This window comes from Actinophytocola sp. NPDC049390, from assembly GCF_044466355.1.
Lineage (GTDB): Bacteria > Actinomycetota > Actinomycetes > Mycobacteriales > Pseudonocardiaceae > Actinophytocola.
This window is the reverse complement of the sequence record NZ_JBITMQ010000008.1, coordinates 241,912-264,201: the sequence shown is the minus strand read 5'-3', so window position 1 is coordinate 264,201 and position 22,290 is coordinate 241,912. Positions and strand designations below refer to the sequence as shown.

Sequence of the window (22,290 nt, the reverse complement as noted above, 5' to 3'; positions counted from 1 at the left end):
CGCCGATTGAACGGTCCATTCAACCGGGCCGGGGGCCCCCCGATTTTCACGGTAGCCGAGAGCACCGACGGATTCGGTGCGTGGCGGGTCATGTGGACTCCTCGTGCAGGCGGGCCCAGATCGCCGCCCTCAGTTCGTCGTGGTCGGAGAACGGGTGCACGACACCGCCCGACTCCTGACCGGTCTCGTGTCCCTTGCCCGCGATGACGACGACGTCACCGGGCCGTGCACGGTTCACCGCCTCGACGATCGCGGCGCGGCGGTCACCGATGTCCAGCACCTCACCCCGCTCCCCCGGCGGCACCGACTCCACCCCGGCCAGCATCGCGGCGCGGATCGTGGCCGGGTCCTCGGTGCGGGGGTTGTCGTCGGTGACGATCAGCAGGTCGCTGCGGCGGGCTGCGGCCTCGCCCATCATGGGCCGCTTCTCGGTGTCGCGGTCGCCGCCGCAGCCGAGCACCGCGATCACGCGGCCGTCGGTGCGGGCCCGCATGGCGTCGAGCGCCTGGGCGACCGCCTCCGGCTTGTGCGCGTAGTCGACGACCGCGGTGAAGTCCTGGCCGACCGCGACCCGCTCCATCCGGCCGGGCACCTCGACCGCGCCGAGCCCGGCCGCGATGTCGGTGGGCGCCACCCCGGCCGCGTGCAGGCAGGCGGCGGCCACCAGCGCGTTCGCCACGTTGAACCGGCCCGGCATCGGCAGCGTCACCGGCAGCGTCAGCCCGTCGGGCCCGTGCACGGTGAACGTCTGCTCACCGGTGTAGGAGGTGGTGAGACCGGACGCGGACCAGTCCCCGCCACCCTGCGTGGACACGGTGACCGTGCGCGGGGTGACGAGGCGCTTGCCCCACTCGCCGTCGGTGCACACCACCTCGGTGGTGGACCGGCCGTCGAACAGCAGCGCCTTGGCCTGGAAGTAGTCCTCCATGTCGGAGTGGAAGTCCAGGTGGTCGCGCGAGAGGTTGGTGAACGCGCCGACGGTGAACCGCGTGCCGCTGACCCGGCCGAGCGCGAGCGCGTGGCTCGACACCTCCATCGGCACGTGCGTGACGCCGCGCTCCAGCATCACCGCGAACAGCGCCTGCAGGTCCGGCGCCTCGGGTGTGGTGAACGCGCTGGCCAGCCGCTCCCCGGCGATCCTGGTCTCGACCGTGCCGACTAGCCCGGTCGTCGACCCGGCGGCCCGCAGGCCCGCGTCGATCATGTACGTCGTGGTGGTCTTGCCGGCCGTGCCGGTGACCCCGATGACCCCGAGGCGCAGCGACGGCTCGCCGTAGATCCACGCGGCGACCGACCCCAGCACCTGCCGGGGGTCGTCGTGCACGACGACGGGGACGTTCTTCAGCGCGGCGCGCCGGGCGCCCTCCTCGTCGGTGAGCACCGCGACCGCGCCAGCGCGGACCGCCTCGGCGGCGAAGTCGGCGCCGTGCACGCGGGCACCGGGCAGCGCGGCGAACAGGTCACCGGGGAGCACGTGCTGCGCACGGAGCGTCGCTCCAGTGACGTGGACGTCGTTCTCCTGGCCCAGGACACGCGCGTCCGCCCGCGCCACCAACGTGGTGAGCGGTACTGGTTCGATCCTGGTGGGGCGAGGCGGTGCCGTGACGGCCTTGCCAACGAGCTTGGCGGGCACGTCGCGAGAGGTTACCTGCGCACAGAGGGCGATCAAGGACACCCTGGTGCGGTCGGCCGTGTCGCGTTGGGCTAGACGGCGGGAGGCAACCCCGGCACCGCACCGCCAGAAGCGTCCGCAACCGGTTTCTTTCTGCGCAGGCGCAGGAACAACGCGGCCACCATGCCGCCCACGAGACCGGCGACGTGGCCCTGCCACGACACGCCCTCCCGCCCGAAGCCCACCGAGTTCCACATCGCGTACCCGTAGGCGAGCGCGACACCGATCGAGATGACGACGTCCGCGGGCCTGCGGTCGACGAACCCGCGCAGCAGCAGGTACCCGAAGTAGCCGAACACCACCCCGCTGGCACCGACCGTGACGCTGTTCTCCGGCGAGAACAGCCACACGCCGAACCCGCCGACGACGATCACCACGAGCGTCATCACCAGGAACCGCTTCGGGCTCGGGATGGCCGCCATCAGCCCGAGGCTGAACAACGGCAACGCGTTGCCCGCGAGGTGTTCGAGGCTGCCGTGCAGGAACGGCGACGTGACGATGTCGAGCAGGCTGCTCGGTTGCCGCGGCAGGATCCCGCCGGACTGCGCGAGCGAGTAGTCGGTCCCCGCGTTGACCAGCTGCACGAGCCACAACAGGCCCAGGAACGCGACCATCAACGACGCGGCGCGCCCGATCGGGCTCGAGAGCGCACCCTCCTCGTCCGGTGTCGGCAGCGGCGTACTCGGCAGAGTGCTCACACGTCGAGTATTCGGCACCCGGCCAACCGGCTCAATGCCCTGAAAGACGCTTTCGGGGCGTTGCGCGTCCCGAAAGCGTCTTTCAGGGCATTCCCCTTGCCAGGGTCAGGAACTCCTCCCGCCGGTGGCGTCGGTACTCGCGTTCCTTGTCCGGTGCCGGGCCGCGCAGCGACTCCGCCAGCTCCCCCGCCGCCTCCGCGTACCGGTGTTCGCGGGCCAGCAGCTCCGCGCGGATCGCGTGCAGGCGCGGGCTCGGCGGCAGCCCGGCCAGCAGCGCCAGCCCGGTTTCGGTCCCGTGAGCCTCCGCCGCCGCGACCGCGTGGCCCAGCTCCGCCGCCTCGCTCGGCGCGACCGACAGCAGAAGCTCGTACAGCCGCAGGATCTCCGCCCAGTCCGTGGCCGAGTAGCTCGGCACGCGGGCGTGCTCGGCCGCGATGGCCGCCTGGAGCTGGTAGGCGTCCGCCTGACCGCCGGTGCGGCGCAGCGAGTCGTTGAGCAGCTCGATGCCGCGGCCGATGGCGCACGTGTTCCACCGCGTGCGGTCCTGGCGGTCGAGCGTCACCACGTCGCCCGCCGCATCGAGCCGGGCGGGCCGTCGTGCGTCGGTGAGCAGCAGCAGCGCCAGTACCGCGGCGGGCATCGGCTGGTCCGGCAACAACCCGTGCAGCAGCTCGGCGAGCCGCACCGCCTCCGCGCACGTGTCGACGTCGTGGTCCACGTGCCCGGTCGTGTAGAGGCTGTGGATCACCCCGCACACCGCGGGCAGCCGGTCCGGCAGCTCCGCCGCCGAGGGCACCCGGTACGGGATGCGGGCGGCGGCGATCTTCTGGCGTGCCCTGGTCAGCCGCTTCGCCGTGGCGGGCTCGGTGGTGAGCAGCACGTCGCCGATCTGTGCCGGGGTCAGCCCGCACAACGTCCGCAACGCAAGGGCGATCCGCGTCGGCGGGGACAGCGACGGGTGGCAGCACGTGAAGATCAGCCGCAGCATGTCGTCGGCGACCACGTGGTCCGGTGGGACGTCCTCGCGGTGCAGGTCGGCGAGGCGTTCCTTGTCCTCGCGGACCCGTTCGCGCCGCAGGATGTCGATGGCCTTGCGGCGGGCGGTGACCGTCAGCCACGCCCTCGGCTCCGGCGGCACGCCCGTGACCGGCCACGCGCCGAGCGCCGCGATCGTCGCCTCCTGCACGGCGTCCTCGGCCAGCCCGACGTCGCCGAGGGTCCGGATGAGAGTGGCGAGGATGCGCGTGCCCTCGACCCGGACCGTCTCGGCGACGGTGTCGTGCTCCGGCCGCACCTACTTGGCCGCGATGACCGGCCGGACCTCGACGGCCCCGCCCCAGGCCGCCGGGATCTCCGCGGCGATCTTCACCGCCTCCTCCAGGTCGTCGGCCTCGATCAGGTAGTAGCCGGTCAGGGCCTCCTTCGTCTCGGCGTACGGGCCGTCGGTCGTCACGACCTGGCCGCCGCGCGCGCCCTCCACCCGGACGACCGTGGCCGTGCCGGTCGGGTGCAGCACGGCGCTCTGCACGATCCGGTCGGCGTGGTCCACCCCGAACTTCCGGTACTCGGCCAGCTCCTCGGCGTGCTCCGGCGCCCACCAGTCGACGTCCGCGGTGAAGGTCATTGCGAGGTACTGCGCCATCGGGTCCTCTCCTCCGTCCCGGCCCACCCTGGGCCGTCAAGCATGGAACGAACGGGCCCCGTTCCGAAAGGACATCACCCGGCCACCCTTTTCTCGATGCCGTCCAGCAGGGCCGCGAGACCGGTGTGGAACGTCTCCGTGGCCGCCTGCTCCTGGTACGGGACGGTCTCGTCGGCCAGTGTGAAGCCACCCGCGCGCGCCAGCCTGGCGACCATCGGGAAGCGCTCGTCGAAGTCGGTGGCCATCTCCTCCAGGAGCGCGGACCGCGCGTACCACCACTCGTCGTCGCCGGTGCCGGTCGCCGCCGCCGCGTCCCTCGCCTCGGCGACGACCTGCGCCACCCCCCGGACGAACTGGAACAGCGCACCGGTCAGCTGCCGCGTCGCCGCCGGGTCGAGCCCGCTCGCGAACAGGATCCGCAGCACCTCGTCCAGCACGACGTACTCGTTGGGCCCCAGCACCGGCCGGGCCTGCGACACCTGTAGCACCCACGGGTGGCGCAGGTAGAACGCCCACAGGTCGCCCGCCCACGCGGTGAGCGCGGGGCGCCAGCCGTCGGCCAGGTCGTAGGTGTGGTGGGCCTCGGCGATCACCGTGTCGTACATGAGGTCGACCAGCTCGCTCTTGCTGGGCACGTACGTGTAGAGCGCCATGCCGGTGCGGCCGAGCCGTTCGCCGACGGCACGCATCGACAGCGCCGCCATGCCGTACTCGTCGGCGATCCCGATGGCCGCGGCGACGATCGCGTCGACGCTGAGCCCCTGTCTGGGCCCTGGTTTCGGCTCCTCGGCGGCCGATTGGCGCCACAGGAGCGCCATCGACCGCCGCGCGTCGCCCTGACCGGCGAACACCACCACGATTGCAACTCCTTACGTCGTAAAGTACTGTCGCTCGGGCATCACTTTACAGTATAAAGAGAGAGGCGGCGACGTGCGCGACCCGGCCGACAGCCACGACATGATCGAGGTGCGCGGCGCCAGGGAGAACAACCTGGCCGACATTTCCGTCGACATCCCCAAGCGCAGGCTGACCGTGTTCACCGGGGTGTCGGGCTCCGGCAAGTCCTCGCTGGTCTTCGGCACGATCGCGGCCGAGTCACAGCGGTTGATCAACGAGACGTACTCGGCGTTCCTGCAGTCGTTCATGCCCGCGCTCGGCAGGCCGGACGTGGACCGGCTGCACAACCTGTCGGCGGCGATCGTCGTGGACCAGGAGCGGATGGGCGCGAACTCCCGCTCCACGGTCGGCACCGCGACCGACGCGCACACGATGCTGCGGATCGTGTTCTCGCGGCTCGGCGAGCCCGCGGTCGGCCCGTCGACCGCGTTCAGCTTCAACCTGCCCGACGGCATGTGCCCGCGCTGCGAGGGCATCGGCAAGGTCAACTCGATCGACGTGGACCAGCTGGTCGACCGGGAGCTGTCGCTGAAGGAGGGTGCCATCACGGTGCCGAACTTCGCGGTCGACTCGTGGTACTGGCAGTCGATGGCGCACTCCGGGTTCGTCGACCCGGACAAGAAGCTGGCCGACTACACCGAGCAGGAGTGGCAGGACTTCCTGTACAAGCCCGCCACGAAGATGAAGTTCGGCGGCGTCAACACGAACTACGAGGGCCTGGTCGTCAAGGTGCAGCGCCTGTTCCTGTCGAAGGACAAGGAGGCGGTGCAGCCGCACATCCGCGCGTTCGTCGACCGGGCGGTCACGTTCTCCGCGTGCCCGGACTGCCACGGCGCGCGGCTGAACGCGGCCGCGCTGTCGTCGCGGATCGACGGGAAGAACATCGCCGACTGCGCCGCCATGCAGATCAGCGACCTGGCCGAGTTCGTCCGCGGCCTCGACGCCCCGTCGGTGGCGCCGCTGCTGAAGACGTTGGGCGAGACACTGGACTCGCTGGTGGAGATCGGTCTGGGGTACCTGTCGCTGAACCGCGAGTCGGGCACGCTGTCCGGCGGCGAGGCGCAGCGCGTGAAGATGGTGCGGCACCTGGGTTCCAGCCTGACGGACGTGACCTACGTGTTCGACGAGCCGACCGTCGGCCTGCACCCGCACGACATCCGGCGCATGAACGACCTGCTGCTCCGGTTGCGGGACAAGGGGAACACGGTGCTCGTGGTCGAGCACAAACCGGAGACGATCGAGATCGCGAACCATGTCGTGGACCTCGGGCCCGGCGCGGGCCCGGCCGGTGGCCGGGTCTGCTACACCGGCGACGTGGCCGGTCTGCGGGCGTCGGACACGCTGACCGGCAGGCACCTGGACCACCGGGTGACGCTGCGGCCACAGGTCCGCGAACCGGCCGGGCACCTGCCGATCCGGGGCGCGTCCCTGCACAACCTGCGGCACGTGGACGTGGACGTGCCGCTGGGCGTCCTGACGGTGGTGACCGGCGTCGCCGGGTCGGGCAAGTCGTCGCTGATCCACGGCTCACTGTCCACACGGGACGACGTGACCGTGGTGGACCAGTCCGCGATCAGGGGTTCGCGGCGGTCGAACCCGGCGACGTACACCGGCCTGCTCGACCCGATCCGCACGGCGTTCGCCAGGGCCAACGGTGTGAAGGCGGCGCTGTTCAGCGCGAACTCGCAGGGTGCGTGCCCGAACTGCAAGGGCATCGGCCTGGTGTACACGGACCTCGCCATGATGGCCGGCGTCGCGTCGGTGTGCGAGAAGTGCGAGGGCAGGCGGTACACCGAGGAGGTGCTCCGGTACACGTTGCGCGGCAAGAACATCAGCGAGGTGCTGGCGATGTCGGTGACGGAGGCGCGGGACTTCTTCCCGTCCGGCGGCGCACGGGCGATCCTCGACCGGCTCAGTGACGTCGGCCTGGGCTACCTGGGCCTCGGCCAGCCGCTGACCACCCTGTCCGGCGGCGAGCGCCAGCGCGTGAAGCTCGCGATCCGCATGTCCGAAGGCGCGGGCACCTACGTCCTGGACGAGCCCACGACGGGCCTGCACCTCGCGGACGTGGACAACCTCCTCGCCCTGCTCGACCGCCTGGTGGACAAGGGGAACACGGTCATCGTCATCGAGCACCACCAGGCGGTGATGGCGCACGCCGACTGGATCATCGACCTGGGCCCCGGCGCGGGCCACGACGGTGGGCGGGTGGTCTTCGAAGGCACCCCGGCGGCACTGGTCGCGGGCGGCGGGACGCTGACGGCACAACACCTGAAGCAGTACCTGGAGCGCCCGTAACGACGATCAGCTCGAAAACCCCGCCCGGCGCAACTCGTCCAGCAGCGCGGGCCGACGAGCATGCGCCAACCGCAGCGAGGCCACGAAACTCGCGACCGACTCCCCGCACCGCTCGGCACAGGCCGCCATCTCCTTCAGCAGCACGCACGCCTCCCGGTACGCGTCCCGCCCACCCCGCCCGAGGCACTCCGACACCAGCGTCCGGTACGCCCCGAGCACGTCGGCGGGATGCGTCTCGGCCCGCAGCCGCACCACCTCCACGCCGGCGCAGTCGTGCTTCACCGCCGCGAGCCACGCCTCCTCGACGTCCCCGTCGTCCACGAGCGCACCCACCAGCTCCTCGGGCGGCAGCACCTCCAACGCCCACGACCGCAGCCCCGACCACACCTTCGCCGAGATCGCCGTGTGCCGCAGCCGCCCGTAACAGACCCGGGTCCGTGCCGACCGGAGGTCGGCCTTCCGCAGTTCCACCGCCTCGTCACCACGCTGGCCGTCCAGGTACGACTCGACCAGCAGCTCCGTCAGGGACAGGTCGCGGGTCTCCGCCACCCCGCGCTCGGCCCACCTGATCGCCTCGTCCAGCCTGCCCGCGTGCCGCAGCACCGACACGATCTCCCGGTACGACCGCACCGCGGGCAGGTCGTCGGCGAGCACGTCCACCAGCGTGTCCACGTCACCGGACGTCTTCGCCAGCTGCTCGCGCATCCCGCGCAGCACGGTGTGGTCCGCGTCGTCGTCGAGGGCGTGCCACGCCTCGTCCAGGAGCGTGCGGTACGCGGCCATGCCGGTCTCGCCGAGGGGTTCCGCGAAGTCGCCGATGTCGATCGTCGGCCACGTCGGCCAGTTCGACCGCACCTGGAACAGCCACGCCGCGAGCTTCGCCGGGTTCGGCCGCGCCGCGGCACACGCCCGCGCGTACAGCTTCACCGCACGCCGGGCCACCCCCGAGATCGCACCCGACGGGTCGTCGACCGCGCCCATCGCCGCGACGAGCAGTTCCACCGCGTGCCGGGCGAGCGGCCGTGCCTCGGCGGCGTGCCCGGCGTCCACGAGGTCCCGCACCGTGTCGACGACGTCCTTGGCACGGGTGGCGTAGTCGGCGTCGGCGAAGCCGCGGACCCGCAGCGCACTGTCGAGCTGCCTACGCAGCACCGCCACCTGCGGCGCCCCCGTGCTGCCCGCGCGCAGCACCAGCTGCCGGTACAGCGCCGGGTCGCGCTTCGCCTGCTCCAGCAGGAGTTCCACCAGTTCACGCTGGTCCAGCGAACGCAGGTACGTCTCGATGTCCGCCTCCGGAGCGGACGCGCCGGACGCCAGCAGGACCAGGCCCACCGCCACGCAGTGCTTGCAGAAGTTGCCCTCCACACCGAACGGGCAGCCGCACTCACCGGTCAGCGCGTCGTTGTCCCGCCCGAGCCACACCTCGTAGACGTCCTTGCCCCGCACGGCCGCCCGCACCCCGAGCGCGGTCGGCTGCAGGTCCCCCACCGCATCGACGTACTCCCGCCCACGACGGAAGGACCCGTCACCCGCGACAGCGCGAAGATCGTCCTCGGTGAACCACATTGCGCAATCAAAGCGCACCTCACCGAGAATTCACGAAACGCGAGGTCATGGGCGCGTCATGAAGCGGGCGATCTCCTCACCCAGCCGCTCCCCCGCGTCCTCCTGCAGGAAATGGCCGGCGCCCTCGATGACCGGGTGCTCGCGTCCGGCGGCGCCCGGGATCAGCTTGCGCAGGATCGGCGCCATCGGCCCGGTGATCGGGTCGCCGTCGCTGAACGCGCACAGGAACGGTTTCTCCCACTTCCGCAGCACCTGCCAGGCCGCCAGGTTCGCCGGTGCCGCCGGGTCCTCCAAGGACACCGGCACCAGCCCCGGCATCACCCTCGGCCCGACCTTGTACGACTCGTCGGGGAACGGTGCGTCGTAGGCGGCACGGACAGCGTCGGACAACACCGTCGTGCAGCCCGACTGCACGAACCGGCCGATGTCCAGCGACGGCGCGTTCTCCACGGCCCGCCGGAACTGCCACCACACGTCCGGCATGCCGTGCTCGCCGGTCGGCAGGCCCGTGTTCGCCGCGACGATCCGCGCCACCCGGTCCGGGTGCTCCGCGGCCACCCGCAACCCGATCAACCCGCCCCAGTCCTGACCGACGACCGTCACGTCACGCAGGTCGAGCACGTCGAACGCGAGCGCGCGCACCCACTCCACGTGTGCCGCGTACGTGTGCGCGGCGGCCCCCGGCTTGTCCGAGCGCCCGAAACCGACCAGGTCAGGTGCGACCCCGCGGATTCCCGCGTCCGCCAGCACCGGCAGCACCTTGCGGTACAGGAACGACCAGCTCGGCTCCCCGTGCAGCAGCAACGCGACCGGCCCGTCCTCGGGACCGGCCGTCACGTACGCCATCCTCAGCCCGCCGACCGTCGCGTACGACGGGGGGTACGGGAAGTCCGGCAGGTCGGCGAACCGGGCGTCGTCCGTGCGCAGAGTCATGCCCAGCATGATTACTGCTGGATGAGCGGAACGAAAGGCGTCTGCTTCTTCGACAGCGGGATGTTGTACGTCTGCGCGAGGTGCGAGGCGATGTCGTGGAACAGCGGCGCCGCGGTCTTGCCCTCCGGCGGACCGCCGACGTACTTCGGCCGGTCGATCATGATGCCGACGACGAACCTCGGGTCGTCGGCGGGCAGGATGCCCGCGAACGTGATCCAGTACTTCTCCTGGCTGTACCGGCCGATCGTCCTGTCGAACTGCTGCGCGGTGCCGGTCTTGCCGGAGATCTGGTAGCCGGTCAGCGCGGCGGGCTTGCCGGTGCCGTTGTTCGGCGTCGGCGCGTCCTGCACCACCGCGCGGAACATGTCGCGCACGACCTTCGCGGTCTTCGCGTCGACCACCCGCACCGGCTTCGGCTCGGGCTCCGGGATCCGCTCGCCCTCCGGCGTGACCCGCTCGGCGACCACCCTCGGCGGCACGCGCACACCGTCGTTGGCGACCGCCTGGTACATGCCCGCCATCTGCAGCACGGTCATCGACAGGCCCTGCCCGATCGGCAGGTTGCCGAACGTCGACCCGGACCACTGGTTACGCGGCGGCACGCGGCCGGCGCTCTCGCCCGCCAGACCCACACCCGTACGGGCGCCGAGGCCGAGCTTCTTCAGCATCTGGGAGAACTTGTCCTGCCCGCACTCCTGCGCGAGCATCAGCGTGCCGACGTTCGACGACTTCGCGAAGATCCCCGTCGTGGTGAACGGTTGCGTGCCGTGGGACCACGCGTCGCGGACGGTGCGGTCGGCGACCTGGATGCGGCCCGGCACCTGGTGCACGTCCAACGGCGAGGTGATGTTCTGGTCGACCGCGCACAACGCGGTCACGACCTTGTTCACCGAGCCCGGCTCGTACGGGTTGCTGATCGCCGGGTTGCCCATCTCCTCGATGTCCCAGCCGTTGCTGCTCGGATCGAACGTCTTGTCGTTGGCGAGCGCGTAGACCTCGCCGGTCTTCGCATCCATGATCACCGCGCTGCCGCCGCGCGCCTGCGCCTTGGCGACGTAGGCCGCGAGCGCCTGCTGCAGGAAGTACTGCAGATCGGCGTCGATGGTCAGCACGAGGTCCGAACCGTCGACCGCGGGCCGCAGGTCCCGCTCGGTGCCCGGGATGATGACGCCGTCGTCACCTTCCTCGGTGGCCACCTCCTGGCGGCCGGGCTTGCCTGCCAGCTCGTAGTCCCGCAGCAGCTCCAGGCCCGCCAGGCCGTGCAGGTCGTGCTTCTTGACGTCCTTGTCGTCCATGCGCCAGTTGGCGACGCCGATGATGTTGGCCGCGGTCGTCTTGCCCGGGTACTCGCGCTCCGCGCGGTACTCGGAGATCACCGACGGGTACTCGTCCTGGATCTGCCGCGCCACCCCGGGCTCGACGTTGTGCACCAGGTAGACGAAGTTGGCGTCCTTGCGGAGCTTGTCGAGCAGGTCGCCCTCCGACACCTTGCCGCCCAGCTTCGTGGCCATGAACCGCGCCATCTCCTGGGTCTCGGTGTCGAAGTTCAGCGGCTCACCCTTGGCCTTGCCGTCCTTGATGTTCTTGTTGAAGGTGTCGATCTCCTTGCGCTGCGCCCTCGGCTGGAACGCGAGCGACCGCGACTCGACGCTGAACGCCAGCGCCATGCCGTTGCGGTCCAGGATCGAACCGCGGTGCGCGGGCAGGTCGATCTCCGTCATCCGCTGCCGCTCGGCCTTCGCGGCGAGCGCCTCGGCCTCGAACCCCTGCACCTGCACGAGCTTCAGCCCGGCCGCGACCAGCGCCGCGATCAGCAGGAAGCGCACGACGACGACCCGGACGTGGTGGTTCGGCGGCTTGCGCTTCGCACGGACCAGCCGCCGCGGCCCCGTCGGCACCGTGCGGGGCGGCGGCCGGCGACCGGAGCCGTGCGTCGCGGCACGCGGCGGCACGCCACGGGGCGCGCCACGGCCCGGCAGACCGCTCCGCACGGGCACACCGGACGCGGCGACGCGCTGCACCGGCCGCCGGACCGGCCCGCCGGGACGCCGTGCCCTGGGCTGCCCCGGCATCAGCCACCGCCTCCAGCGGACCGAAGGACCCCATCGGCAGTTGCCGTCGTGACGCTCATCCGCCCGCACCTCGCTGGTTGGCCGGCGGCGAGGTCTGGGTGGCGGGCGGCTTGGGTTTCTCCACCGGCTTCTCCACCGGCTTCGGGTCACCGACGAGGACCACCGTGCCGTCGGGCTTCACCACGAGCCGCGCCGGGTCGCCGGCCGGGACCATGCCCATCGCCTTCGCGCGCTCGGCCAGCGACGCGGCCGACTCCTTCTCCGTCACCTCGCGCTGCAGCACGGCGGCCCGCTCGGACAGCCGCTCCACGTTCTTCTTGGCCTCGTCGAGGCGGTAGGAGTCCGCGATCGCCTGCGTTGACAGCCACAGCGTGGCCGCGACGCCCACCACGAGCAGCACGATGATCAGCACCGCGAACGGCACCCGGCCCGCGCCGTGGTCGAGGTCCTCCTCCACCACGCGCTGGACCGGCCTGCCCTCGCGCTGCGCTCGTCGTGCGTAAGCCCGTTGCGCCGCCGCGGACCTGGTGCGCCCGGGAGTCCGCGTGGGCGCGGGCTCCGCCGTCTCCGTGCTCCGGGTACGAGTCGGCTCTGCCTGGATGGTCATGCCGCCTCCAGAATCCGCTCGGCCGCACGCAACCGGACCGAGGCCGCACGCGGGTTGTGTTCGATCTCCTGCTCGTCCGCCTGCTCGGCACCCCGGGTCAGCAGCCGCAGCTGCGGCCCGTGCCCCGGCAGCTCGACCGGCACGCCCTCCGGCGTGCGGGACTTCGCCAGCTCGGCGAGCGCCTGCTTGACGATCCGGTCCTCCAGCGACTGGTAGGACTCCACGACGATCCGGCCACCCACCCGCAGCGCACGCAACGCGGCGGGCACGGCGGCGCGCAACGCGTCCAGCTCGCCGTTGACCTCGATGCGCAACGCCTGGAACGTCCGCTTGGCCGGATGCCCGCCCGTGCGCCGCGACGCCGCCGGCACCGCCTCGTACAGCAGCTCGACCAGCGGCCCGCTGGTGGTGAACGGCGCGGTGGCCCGCGCACGCACGATCCGGTCGACGATCCGCTTCGCGAACCGTTCCTCGCCGTAGTCGCGCAGGATCCGCACCAGGTCACCGGGCGGGTAGGTGTTCAGCACCTCGGCCGCGGTCAGCTCCGCGGTCGGGTCCATCCGCATGTCGAGCGGTGCGTCCTTGGCGTACGCGAAGCCGCGCTCCGCGACGTCCAGCTGCATCGACGACACACCGAGGTCCATGAGCACGCCCGCGACGCCGCCCTTCGGCGCGATCCCGAGGCGGGACAGCACCTCCGGCAGCTCGTCGTAGACCGCGTGCACGAGGTGCACCCGGTCACCGTGGCGGGCGAGCCGCTCACGGGAGCGGTCGAGCGCGTTCGGGTCCCGGTCCAGACCGACCAGGGTCAGCTCGGGGTGCGCGTCGAGGAGCGCGTCGGAATGGCCGCCGAGGCCGAGGGTGGTGTCGACGAGAACCGCGCCGGGCGTGTCGATTGCCGGTGCGAACAACTCGAGGACGCGTTCGAGGAGAACAGGAATGTGCGCGGTCGAGCCCATGCCGAACACACCCCCTCTCCCGCCGAATATCCAAACGGGTGCCGCCAGGTCCCCGCCCGCTCGTCGAACCTGGCGCCGGGGAAGGTGTGCCAGGGTCGAAGGCGAGCGGAACGGAGGCCTCGCGGCACCCGCGCCCATGCCCGTGATTACCGCTCCCGTCAGAACACGCCGGGCAGGACCTCCTCCCGTGCCTGGGAGTAGTCGTCCTCGTGCTCGTCCAGGTAGGTCTGCCACGCTTGCGCGTCCCAGATCTCCAGGCGGGTGATCGCACCGATGACCACGCACTCCTTGGTCAGCCCCGCGTAGCGGCGGAGCTCCGGTGCGATCGCGATCCGCCCCTGGCCATCGGGCCGCTGCTCATCCGTGCCGGCGAACAGGTACCGCTGGTAGGCGCGAACCGCCTCGTTCGTCAAGGGAGCGGCAGCCACTTTGCGTGCCATCTCCTCGAACTCCGCTCGCGGGAAGACGTAGAGACAGTGGTCCTGACCCTTTGTCACCATCAGCCCGCCCGCGAGGGCGTCCCGGAACTTGGCAGGCAGCGTGAGCCGCCCCTTGTCATCCAGCTTCGGGGTGTGCGTACCGAGGAACATCAGGGTCCGCACCTCCCCTACCGGTCCATCCGGACCAGCCATGGGGCCCCCTTCCGCCCCACTTGCCGCCACCGTACCCCACTTTTCACCACAGTCAACGTCGAATGACGGGAAACTGCCGCGCGGGCCCCGGCATTTGCCCAGGTCAATGCGTGGGGGGAACGGTGGGGGGCGGTGGCGGGACTCCCCCATCCGGGTGCCGCACGCGCCACCGGCGGTGCCCGGAGAAGCGGCCGAACGGACCGTTTCAGGGGCTCGCGGGTTCGGCGTGGGGTGTTGTGGGGAAGCCCTGTGGGGAGAAGTGGAGGACCCCGCTCACCGGCAATTCGGCCGACCGGAACACACCCGGGCCGAAAGGCGTAAAGATAGAGGGACACACCCGTGCCCCCGGCCGTGCCGGAGGGTTGGGGTACTTCTCGGAGGTTTGACACACTTCGTAGCAGGCTCTGTCGAGCCTACGAAGTTCTCAGGAGGTCGCGTGACGTCGAGTACCCCGCCATCGGCGCTGCCCGGTAATCCCTACGCGGCACACGGCGGCGACCCCTACGCCCACAACGGCGACCAGAGCACGCAACAGCAGCACACCCAGTACCGCCAGGTCGCGCCGCTGGACGAGCTGGGCGCCGCCGCACAACGGATCGCCGCGAACGTCGAGCGGGTCCTCGTCGGCAAGCCGGAGGTCGTGCGCATCGCGCTCGTGACACTGCTCGCCGAGGGGCACCTCCTCGTCGAGGACGTGCCCGGTGTCGGCAAGACGTCGCTCGCCAAGGCGCTGGCCAGGTCCATCGACTGCACGGTGAGCCGCATCCAGTTCACCCCCGACCTGCTGCCCTCCGACGTCACCGGCGTCTCGATCTTCAACCGGCAGACCAACGAGTTCGAGTTCCGGCCCGGCCCGGTGTTCGCGAACATCGTGGTCGGCGACGAGATCAACCGCGCCTCCCCGAAGACGCAGTCGGCGCTGCTCGAGTGCATGGAGGAGGAGCAGGTCACCGTCGACGCCAACACCTACCACCTCGAGTCGCCGTTCATGGTCATCGCGACCCAGAACCCGATCGAGATGGAAGGCACCTACGCGCTGCCCGAGGCGCAGCGCGACCGGTTCACCGCGCGCGTGTCGATCGGCTACCCCGATCCGGCCGCCGAGCTCGCGATGGTGGACGAGCACTCGGGCCACAACCCGCTCGCCGACCTGCAGCCGGTGTCGCACGCCGACCAGGTTAAGCACCTGGTCGAGACGGTGCGCGCGGTCAAGCTCTCCCCCGACATCCGCCGCTACGCCGTCGAGCTGGTGTCCGCGACCCGCCGGCTGCCGGAGATCCGGATCGGCGCCTCTCCGCGGTCGACGCTGCACCTCGTGCGCGCGGCCCGTGCGCAGGCCGCGCTGTCCGGCCGTGACTTCGTGGTCCCCGACGACCTCCACGCCGTCGCCGTGCCCGTGCTCGCGCACCGGCTCGTGCTCACCCCGGAGGCCCAGGCTGGCCGCCGCTCCCCCGCCGAGCTGATCCGCGCCCTCGTGCAGCGGGTGCCGGTGCCGCAGTCGGGGCCACCGGCAGCGCCGCAGTCCGGCGGCAAGTGGGCCGCACGCGGGGACAGGTAGCCGACCGGTGGCGCGGCCGCTCAGAGGTGCGCTCTCGGGCCTGACCACGCGCGGGCGCTGCCTGCTCGCGGCCGGGCTCGCGGCGGCGCTGTGTTCCGTCGTGCTGAACGAGCGGGACCTGCTGCGGGTCTCCGTGTTCGTGGTGGCACTGCCGATCCTCGTGTGCCTGCTGACCGCGGTGGCGCGGGTCGGCCTGCACGCGCAGCGGCAGATCAACCCGATCCGCACGCCGGTCGGCGGGCGGGCCGAGGTGACGCTGCACATCACGTCCACCGGCAGGCTGCCGACCGGCGGGCTGCTCGTGTCCGACGGCGTGCCGTACTCGCTCGGCGGCAAGCCGAGGTTCGTCATCGAGCACCTGCCGAGGCACACCGGCACCCGGCTGCGCTACCACGTGCAGCCGATGCTGCGCGGCGTCCAGGCGCTCGGCCCTTTGAAGGCGACGATCACCGACCCGTTCGGGCTGGCCGAGTTCGAACGGGAACTGGCGCACACGTCACGGCTGATCGTCGTGCCGCGCGTGGTGAAGCTCGTCGGCGTGCCCGGCGGGTCCGGGCTCGGCTCCGGCGACGACGGGTCGGTCCGGCTCAACGCGGGCCAAGGCGAGGACGACGCGATCGTGCGCCCGTACCGGCAGGGCGACGACCTGCGGAAGGTGCACTGGCGGTCGACCGCGAAGCGCGACGAGATGATGGTGCGCGTCGAGGAACGGCCGTGGCGTGGCGGTACGACCGTGTTGCTCGACCACCGCGCGTCCGCGCACCGCGGCACCGGCGCGAACTCGAGCCTCGAGTGGGCCGTGTCGTTCGCGGCCAGCGTCTGCCTGCACCTGCACCGCTACGGGCAGCGGATCAAGCTCGTCACCGAGTCCGGTGGTCTGATCGTGCGCGACCACGGCGACGGCACCCACAACGACCACGCCGTGCTCGACGCGCTGGCCGCGCTACAGGCCACGCCGACGACCAGCATGGACAGCGCGGGCGACCCCGCGGGCGGGCAGGAGCTGATCGCCGTTCTCGGCGCGACCACACCCGAGTCGCTGTCGCAGCTGATCGGGCACCGGTCGCGCGGCACCCGCAGCCTCGCCGTGCTGCTGGACACCTCGGCGTGGGCGGCGCCGGACGAGGGCGACGCGGGTTCCGACATCGAAGGCGCGACCGCGCTGCTGCGCGGCGCGGGCTGGGGGGTCACCGTGGCACGGCCGAACACGCCGATGGCCGCGACGTGGGCGACGCTGTGCCGCACGCACGGCACCCGCGCCGACACGGTGATCACGGGATAGGGAGTGGCACGAGCGTGGCAGTAACGACCCCACCGGCAACCCCGGCACGGCCGCCGTCGGGCGCGCCGAGACCCGACGCGCCGCCGCCGTCCGGTGGCGAGCTGAACTCGGCGCAGTGGTCGATGACCGTCACGCCGGTGGTCGCCGCCGTCACCGTGCTCTGCGCGTCGCTCGCGCTGTCCGGCGTCATCGAGGGTCTCCGCTGGTGGGGCTACTCGGGTGTCGCGGTCACGGTGGTGACCGCGGTGGGGCTCGGGTTGCGGGCCGCGCGGACACCGGTCCTGCTGGTCGGTCTCGCGCAGATGTTCGCGCTGCTCTGCCTGCTCGTGGCGTTGTTCACCGACGAGGGCGTGCTCGGGATCCTGCCCGGCCCGGACGCGCTCGCCGAACTGGGCAACGTGCTCCAGACGTCTGTCGAGGTGGTGCGGACCGGGGTGCCGCCGGTGCCCGCGACGCAGGCCGTGCTGTGCCTCGTGGTGATCGCGATCGGCCTGGTGGCGGTGCTCGTCGACACGCTCGCCGTGTCCGCGGGGACGCCGGCCGCGAGCGGGCTGGTGCTGCTGTGCGTGTACGCGGTACCCGCCTCGCTCGCCGACGACATGCTGCCGTGGTGGGCGTTCGTGCTGGGGGCGCTGTCGTTCGCGGCGTTGCTCGCGGTCGACGGCGCGCACCGGCACCAGCTGTGGCGCAACCGGCCGACCGTCCAGGGCACCAACGGCGGGCTCGGTGGGCCCGCCGCGCTGGTGGCGGGTGCGGTCGCGATCGCGTTGGTCGCGGGCGGCACCATCACGTGGATCGGCACCGTCGGCCAGCTGCCCGGCGGCAGGAACGGCGGCGGCGAGGGTGGCCTCGGCCTGAACCCGTTCACGTCGCTGCGCGGCATGCTCGACCAGGAGGGCAACGTCGAGCTGTTCCGGGTCACCGGTATGGAAGCCGAAGGCGGCGCCCCTTACCTGCGTGCGATGACACTGCCGGTGTACAAGCGCGACGGCGGCTGGGAGCCCGACAACGAACGGGAGTTGCCGAGGGGGGTCGAGGCGGCCGGGCGGCTGCCGCTCCCCGAGGGTGTGAGCGCGCCGGACCAGGACGACATCAGCGAGATCCAGATCGAGCCGGTCCACTCGCGGGACTACTGGGCGGTGGTGGCCGGTGTCCCGGTCGGGCTTTCGGGTCTGCCCGACGACATGCGCTACGACGCCGAAAGCGGCATGGTCTACGGCGAGTCCCGCCGCGAACTGCCGACGTACATCGAGGAAGCCGTCCTCGAGCCGCCGACCGCGGCCGACCTGGCGGCCGACGGGTTGTTCACCGCGTCCGGCCAGATCCCGTCGATCTACCTGCGCGCCGACGGGCTGCCGCAGCCGGTGGTCGAGCTCGCGCAGCGGCTCACCGCGGGCAAGCCGTCGACGTACGAGAAGGTCAAGGCGATCAAGAACTACTTCGCCACCACCAACGGCTTCCAGTACGACACCGAGACCGCGACCGGTGCGGACGAGAGCGCGCTCGAGGACTTCCTGTTCCGCAGCAAGCGGGGGTACTGCGAGCAGTACGCGTCGGCCATGGCGATCCTGTTGCGGGCGGCACAGATCCCGTCCCGGGTGGCCATGGGGTACACCGGCGGCTACGCGAACGGCGGCTACCGGACGATCACCACGCAGAACGCGCACGCGTGGGTGGAGGTGTTCTTCCCGTCGTCGGGGTGGGTGACCTTCGACCCGACCCCGCTGTCCGACGGGACGACCTACAGCCCGCCCTACGTCTCGGACACCGGCATCTCCGGTCCGGAGGACGACCCCGAGAACCCGAGCCAGACGTCCGCGGCGCCGACCGCGCCGAGCGCGCCGACCGGTACGCCGGAGGACGAGGAGACGACCGAGGCCGGCGCGGGCGGCCAGGGCCAGCAGGAGCAGTCGACCTCGCTGTGGATGTGGGTGGCGATCGCGGTGATCCTGCTGGCCGCGGTGGTGCTGACCGCGCTCGTGCCCGCTGCCCGCGGGATGCCGAGGCGGCGTCGCATGTTGCTGCCACCGGCGATCGGGGCGTGGGCGCTGGCGCTGGTGTTCGTGGCCGCGCTGGTGTCGTGGTGGCTGGCGATCCTCGTGGTGGTCCTGCTGATCGCGGCGGCGCCCGGCGTCGTCCGGGAACGCAGGCGGCTGGCACACCGGCACAACATCCACACGAGCAGCCCGGACGCGGCCACGTCGGCGTGGCAGGAGCTGATCGCGGAGTCACGGGACCGGGGCATCGAGGTCAGCAGCACGGAGACCGTGCGTACGGCCGCGCGCCGCATGGCCCGCGAACACTCCCTCGACGACACGGGCCGCCGCGCACTGCGCACGGTGGTGGGCGAGGTGGAACGCAACTGGTACGGCGGCCACCCCCAACCCGACCCGAACCTGGCCCCCGCCTTCGACAACCTGGTGGAAGGCATCCGCCGCGGCTCCCCCCTGAACTGGCGAGCCAAACTCCTCCCCCGCTCAGTCCTCCGCCGCTAACCCCGCGAGTCGCGCCCCCAGACACCGCGAGTCGCGCTCCCGAACATAGCGAGTCGCGTTCCCAGGCATAGCGAGTTGTATGTTTCGTGCCGATCTTGGTCCGCGGCACGGACCTCGATGTGCACGAAACCGACAACTCAGTGTGCGTGGGAACGCGACTCGCTATGTCTGGGGGCGCGACTCGCGGGGGGTGGTGGTGGACAGGGGGCGTTGGGTCCACGTGACGTCGTGCCAGTTGTCGTGTTTCCAGCCGATGCGGCGGTACGTGCCGATCGGTTCGAAGCCCATCTTCTTGTGGAGGGCGGCGCTGGGCTCGTTCGGTTGCGTCATGCCTGCCACCGCCATGTGGTAGCCGCGCGCCGCCAGGCGCTCGAACAGCTCCGTGTAGAGGGCGCGGCCCACGCCGCCGCGGTGGTGGTCCTGTGCCACGTACACGCTGACCTCGCACGAGAACCGGTACGCCGCGCGTGACTTGTACTCGCCCCCGTACGCGTACCCGACGACGCGGCCCTCGTCCTCGGCGACGAGCCACACGTGGGTCTCGCGGGCCCGCTCGATCCGCGCCGCCATCTCCGCCTCCGACGGCGGGTCCAGCTCGAACGTGATCACCGTGTCCCGTACGTACGGCGCGTAGATCGCCGCGCACGCCGCGGCATCCCCGGCCGCGGCAGCGTCCCTCACGAACATGTCGACGATAGTAGACAAAGCGTCCACTATCGTGAATGCCGTGACCGACCTCAGCACTGCGATAGCCACCACACTGCAGGAGGCCCGCCAGTCACGGGGCCTGTCCGGCGGCGCGCTGGCCGACCGCTCCGGCGTCTCCCGGGCCATGATCAGCAAGATCGAGCGGGGCGAGACCCAGCCGACCGCCGTGCTGCTGTCGCGCCTCGCCGCCGCGCTCGGCATGACGCTGTCGGAGCTGGTCGCACGTGCCGAGCAGGACCGGAAACGGCTGGCCAGGAAGGACGACCAGCCGACGTGGACCGACCCGGAGACCGGCTACGTCCGGCGCGCGGTCTCCCCCGTGGCCGGCGGGCCGCTCGAACTGGTCGAGGTCGAGCTGTCCGCCGGAGCCGAGGTCGCCCAGCCCGCCGAGTCGTACGCGCTGGCGCACCACCAGATCTGGGTCCTCGCCGGACACCTGGTCTTCCGCGAGGGTGACGTCGAGCACCACCTCGGCCCCGGCGACTGCCTCCAGCTCGGCGCGCCACAACCCTGCGCGTACGTCAACAGGAGCGACGCGCCGTGCCGGTACCTCGTGGTGCTGGGCAGGCGCTAGACCGCCGGATAGCGGTTGTAGTCGGGGAAGTTGCCGTACAGCAGCTCGTCGGCCGGGCCCTGCGTGACCGCGTGCACCAGGTGCTCGCCGCCGACGAACGCGCCCTTCCACGAACCGCCGCGGCCGCCGAACGGCTCCTCGCGGTCGCCACGGGAACGGGGCTTGTTCACGCCGACCTTGAACGCCTGCACGTGCTCGGCCAGCTCGCCGGCCAGCTCCTCGTCGTCGCAGGCGATGGTCGCGACGAGCGCGCCGTTGGACGCGTTCATCTGCGCCAGCAGCTCCGCCTTCGTGTCCACCACGACGATGGTGTCGACCGGGCCGAACGGCTCCTCGTGCATGAGCCGCGCCGCGCCGGGCGGGGCGAGCAGCGTGGTCGGCGCGACGTACGCGGACGTGTCCTGACCTGGCAGGAACCTGCCCTGGTCGAGCGAACCCCGGTAGAGCGGCACGGCGCCGTGGTGCAGCGCCTCGTCGACCCGCTTCGCGAGGTCCCGCGCCTTGGTGGCGGAGATCATCGGGCCGAAGTCGAGCACGGGCAGGTCACCGGACTCGTCGACCGCGAGCGGGTGGCCGAACTTGATCGACTGCACCACCGGCAGGTACGTCGCCAGGAACGAGTCGACCAGGTCGCGCTGCACCACGAACCTCGGGTAGGCGGTGCACCGCTGCTTGGCGTACTCGAAGCCCTTCTTCAGGTGCGCGGCGAGGCCGTCCCAGTCGGAGAACTCCCAGATGCCCCAGCAGTTGAGGCCTTCCTGCTCGAGCATGTGCCGCTTGCCGGTGTCGACGAGCTGCGCGGCGACCTTACCGCCGTTGTCGCGGCCGCCGACGAACGCGAGCGCGCCGATCTCCATCGACCGCACCAGCGCGCCGGACAGCTTCGAGCCGTCACCGGAGAGCAGCGTGACCGGCAGACCCGCGTCGTTCATGAGCGCGTGCGCGACGGTGAGGCACACCGCGCCGCCCTGCGTCGGGGTCTTCGCGACCACCGCGTTGCCCGCGAGCAGCTGCACCAGCTCGGCGTGCACCAGCACCGACATCGGGTAGTTCCAGCTCGCGATGTTCGACACCGGGCCGGGCAGCGGGGTCCGCTCGAACGGACGGCCGTGCGCGTCGGTGGCGAGCATGGCGTCGACGTTCTCCAGGTACCAGCGGACGCCGTCGAGTGCGCGGTCGACATCGGCGCACGCGAGCTTCCACGGCTTGCCGATCTCCCACGCGAGCAGCAGCGCCAGGTCGTCGCGAGCGTCGGTCATCGCGTCGACGGCGGCGGTCACCCGTGCCTTGCGCTCGGCGAGCGGCACCTCGGCCCAGTCGCGGTGCTGCTGGTGCGAGGCCGCGACCGCCTTCAGCGCGACCGGCTCGTCGATCTTGGACAGCTGCCCGATCGTGGACTGGTCGACCGGCGAGACCATCGGTGATCGCTCGCCACCGTCCTGCCAGCGTCCCTCGTACAGGTTCCTCAGCCGGTCACCGGCGAACCCGTCGGGCGCCACCTGGGCGACCCGTTCCGCCAGTCGCGACCACTGTGCGTGCTCCGGGATGCGCAAAGCCACGGCCTACCTCCATCGCTGAGACGACGAGCCCCTTGGCCGATGGTGACTGGCAGGCTTCGAGAAGTCATCGAAGGTGCGTCGGAGGTCACGCACGAAAAGGTCGCCGGGTGTCACGGTGAACACCCGACGATCCGGACA

Annotated in this window: 18 protein-coding genes; 5 read left to right on the top strand and 13 right to left on the bottom strand. The window is 71.5% G+C overall.

What is annotated here, in order from left to right; translation table 11 throughout:
• Positions 1–88: 88 nt before the first annotated feature.
• From ACIBVP_RS23760 to ACIBVP_RS23740, 5 genes are all read right to left on the bottom strand, one after another.
• Positions 89–1,633 (bottom strand): UDP-N-acetylmuramoyl-L-alanyl-D-glutamate--2,6-diaminopimelate ligase, encoded by a 1,545-nt coding sequence (locus ACIBVP_RS23760; RefSeq protein ID WP_396108443.1) that lies wholly within the window; start codon positions 1,631–1,633, stop codon positions 89–91.
• Positions 1,634–1,704: 71 nt separating this feature from the next.
• Positions 1,705–2,370, bottom strand: a complete 666-nt coding sequence (locus tag ACIBVP_RS23755) for a rhomboid family intramembrane serine protease (protein WP_396108442.1) — start codon at positions 2,368–2,370, stop codon at positions 1,705–1,707.
• Between the two features lie 82 nt (positions 2,371–2,452).
• On the bottom strand, positions 2,453–3,664 hold the full coding sequence (locus tag ACIBVP_RS23750; RefSeq protein ID WP_396108441.1) for an RNA polymerase sigma factor: 1,212 nt from the start codon (positions 3,662–3,664) through the stop codon (positions 2,453–2,455).
• Complete coding sequence (locus tag ACIBVP_RS23745) at positions 3,665–4,012, bottom strand: YciI family protein (protein WP_396108440.1); 348 nt, start codon at positions 4,010–4,012, stop codon at positions 3,665–3,667. It lies immediately after the preceding gene.
• A gap of 74 nt (positions 4,013–4,086) precedes the next feature.
• On the bottom strand, positions 4,087–4,869 hold the full coding sequence (locus ACIBVP_RS23740; protein WP_396108439.1) for a TetR/AcrR family transcriptional regulator: 783 nt from the start codon (positions 4,867–4,869) through the stop codon (positions 4,087–4,089).
• Positions 4,870–4,942: 73 nt separating this feature from the next.
• Here ACIBVP_RS23740 and ACIBVP_RS23735 point away from each other — a divergent pair, with 73 nt between their 5' ends.
• Positions 4,943–7,207, top strand: coding sequence for an ATP-binding cassette domain-containing protein (locus ACIBVP_RS23735; RefSeq protein ID WP_396108438.1), 2,265 nt, complete (start codon positions 4,943–4,945; stop codon positions 7,205–7,207).
• Positions 7,208–7,213: 6 nt separating this feature from the next.
• Here ACIBVP_RS23735 and ACIBVP_RS23730 read toward each other — a convergent pair whose 3' ends face one another.
• The 6 genes from ACIBVP_RS23730 to mraZ all read right to left on the bottom strand — a co-directional run bounded on the left by ACIBVP_RS23730 (position 7,214) and on the right by mraZ (position 13,934).
• Positions 7,214–8,773 carry an SWIM zinc finger domain-containing protein gene (locus ACIBVP_RS23730; protein ID WP_396108437.1) on the bottom strand — a complete coding sequence of 520 codons (1,560 nt, stop codon included), beginning with the start codon at positions 8,771–8,773 and terminating at the stop codon, positions 7,214–7,216.
• A 45-nt stretch (positions 8,774–8,818) separates the two neighbouring features.
• Positions 8,819–9,706 (bottom strand): haloalkane dehalogenase, encoded by an 888-nt coding sequence (locus ACIBVP_RS23725; protein ID WP_396108436.1) that lies wholly within the window; start codon positions 9,704–9,706, stop codon positions 8,819–8,821.
• Between the two features lie 11 nt (positions 9,707–9,717).
• Complete coding sequence (locus tag ACIBVP_RS23720; RefSeq protein ID WP_396108435.1) at positions 9,718–11,778, bottom strand: peptidoglycan D,D-transpeptidase FtsI family protein; 2,061 nt, start codon at positions 11,776–11,778, stop codon at positions 9,718–9,720.
• A gap of 55 nt (positions 11,779–11,833) precedes the next feature.
• Complete coding sequence (locus tag ACIBVP_RS23715) at positions 11,834–12,385, bottom strand: septum formation initiator (RefSeq protein WP_396108434.1); 552 nt, start codon at positions 12,383–12,385, stop codon at positions 11,834–11,836.
• A complete protein-coding gene (gene rsmH, locus ACIBVP_RS23710; protein WP_396108433.1) occupies positions 12,382–13,344 on the bottom strand; it encodes a 16S rRNA (cytosine(1402)-N(4))-methyltransferase RsmH in 963 nt (320 codons plus the stop codon). The genes ACIBVP_RS23715 and rsmH overlap by 4 nt, the downstream gene beginning before the upstream one ends.
• Positions 13,345–13,502: 158 nt before the next feature.
• Entirely contained in the window at positions 13,503–13,934 is a 432-nt protein-coding gene (gene mraZ, locus ACIBVP_RS23705) for a division/cell wall cluster transcriptional repressor MraZ (protein WP_184814412.1), read from the bottom strand.
• A gap of 478 nt (positions 13,935–14,412) precedes the next feature.
• Here mraZ and ACIBVP_RS23700 point away from each other — a divergent pair, with 478 nt between their 5' ends.
• Genes ACIBVP_RS23700 through ACIBVP_RS23690 form a run of 3 tightly spaced genes read left to right on the top strand, consistent with a single transcriptional unit; the run spans position 14,413 to position 19,311 of the window.
• Positions 14,413–15,534, top strand: coding sequence for an AAA family ATPase (locus ACIBVP_RS23700; RefSeq protein ID WP_396108432.1), 1,122 nt, complete (start codon positions 14,413–14,415; stop codon positions 15,532–15,534).
• A gap of 7 nt (positions 15,535–15,541) precedes the next feature.
• Entirely contained in the window at positions 15,542–16,816 is a 1,275-nt protein-coding gene (locus tag ACIBVP_RS23695) for a DUF58 domain-containing protein (RefSeq protein ID WP_396108431.1), read from the top strand.
• A gap of 14 nt (positions 16,817–16,830) precedes the next feature.
• On the top strand, positions 16,831–19,311 hold the full coding sequence (locus tag ACIBVP_RS23690) for a transglutaminaseTgpA domain-containing protein (RefSeq protein WP_396108430.1): 2,481 nt from the start codon (positions 16,831–16,833) through the stop codon (positions 19,309–19,311).
• 162 nt (positions 19,312–19,473) lie between these two features.
• Here ACIBVP_RS23690 and ACIBVP_RS23685 read toward each other — a convergent pair whose 3' ends face one another.
• A complete protein-coding gene (locus ACIBVP_RS23685) occupies positions 19,474–19,998 on the bottom strand; it encodes a GNAT family N-acetyltransferase (RefSeq protein WP_396108429.1) in 525 nt (174 codons plus the stop codon).
• On the opposite strand from ACIBVP_RS23685, the gene ACIBVP_RS23680 reads away from it, so the two are divergent.
• Positions 19,997–20,593, top strand: coding sequence for a helix-turn-helix domain-containing protein (locus ACIBVP_RS23680; protein ID WP_396108428.1), 597 nt, complete (start codon positions 19,997–19,999; stop codon positions 20,591–20,593). The two genes, ACIBVP_RS23685 and ACIBVP_RS23680, sit on opposite strands and share 2 nt — an antisense overlap.
• Here ACIBVP_RS23680 and ACIBVP_RS23675 read toward each other — a convergent pair.
• On the bottom strand, positions 20,590–22,152 hold the full coding sequence (locus ACIBVP_RS23675) for an aldehyde dehydrogenase family protein (protein ID WP_396108427.1): 1,563 nt from the start codon (positions 22,150–22,152) through the stop codon (positions 20,590–20,592). The two genes, ACIBVP_RS23680 and ACIBVP_RS23675, sit on opposite strands and share 4 nt — an antisense overlap.
• Positions 22,153–22,290 lie beyond the last annotated feature (138 nt).

Excerpts from the sequence above, each read along its gene's own strand:
- ACIBVP_RS23745 (WP_396108440.1), bottom strand. The coding sequence starts at position 4,012 with ATGGCGCAGTACCTCGCAATGACCTTCACCGCGGACGTCGACTGGTGG.
- ACIBVP_RS23730 (WP_396108437.1), bottom strand. The coding sequence starts at position 8,773 with ATGTGGTTCACCGAGGACGATCTTCGCGCTGTCGCGGGTGACGGGTCC.
- ACIBVP_RS23725 (WP_396108436.1), bottom strand. The coding sequence starts at position 9,706 with ATGACTCTGCGCACGGACGACGCCCGGTTCGCCGACCTGCCGGACTTC.
- ACIBVP_RS23720 (WP_396108435.1), bottom strand. The coding sequence starts at position 11,778 with ATGCCGGGGCAGCCCAGGGCACGGCGTCCCGGCGGGCCGGTCCGGCGG.
- ACIBVP_RS23715 (WP_396108434.1), bottom strand. The coding sequence starts at position 12,385 with ATGACCATCCAGGCAGAGCCGACTCGTACCCGGAGCACGGAGACGGCG.
- rsmH (WP_396108433.1), bottom strand. The coding sequence starts at position 13,344 with ATGGGCTCGACCGCGCACATTCCTGTTCTCCTCGAACGCGTCCTCGAG.
- mraZ (WP_184814412.1), bottom strand. The coding sequence starts at position 13,934 with ATGTTCCTCGGTACGCACACCCCGAAGCTGGATGACAAGGGGCGGCTC.
- ACIBVP_RS23680 (WP_396108428.1), top strand. The coding sequence starts at position 19,997 with ATGTCGACGATAGTAGACAAAGCGTCCACTATCGTGAATGCCGTGACC.
- ACIBVP_RS23685 (WP_396108429.1), bottom strand. The coding sequence starts at position 19,998 with ATGTTCGTGAGGGACGCTGCCGCGGCCGGGGATGCCGCGGCGTGCGCG.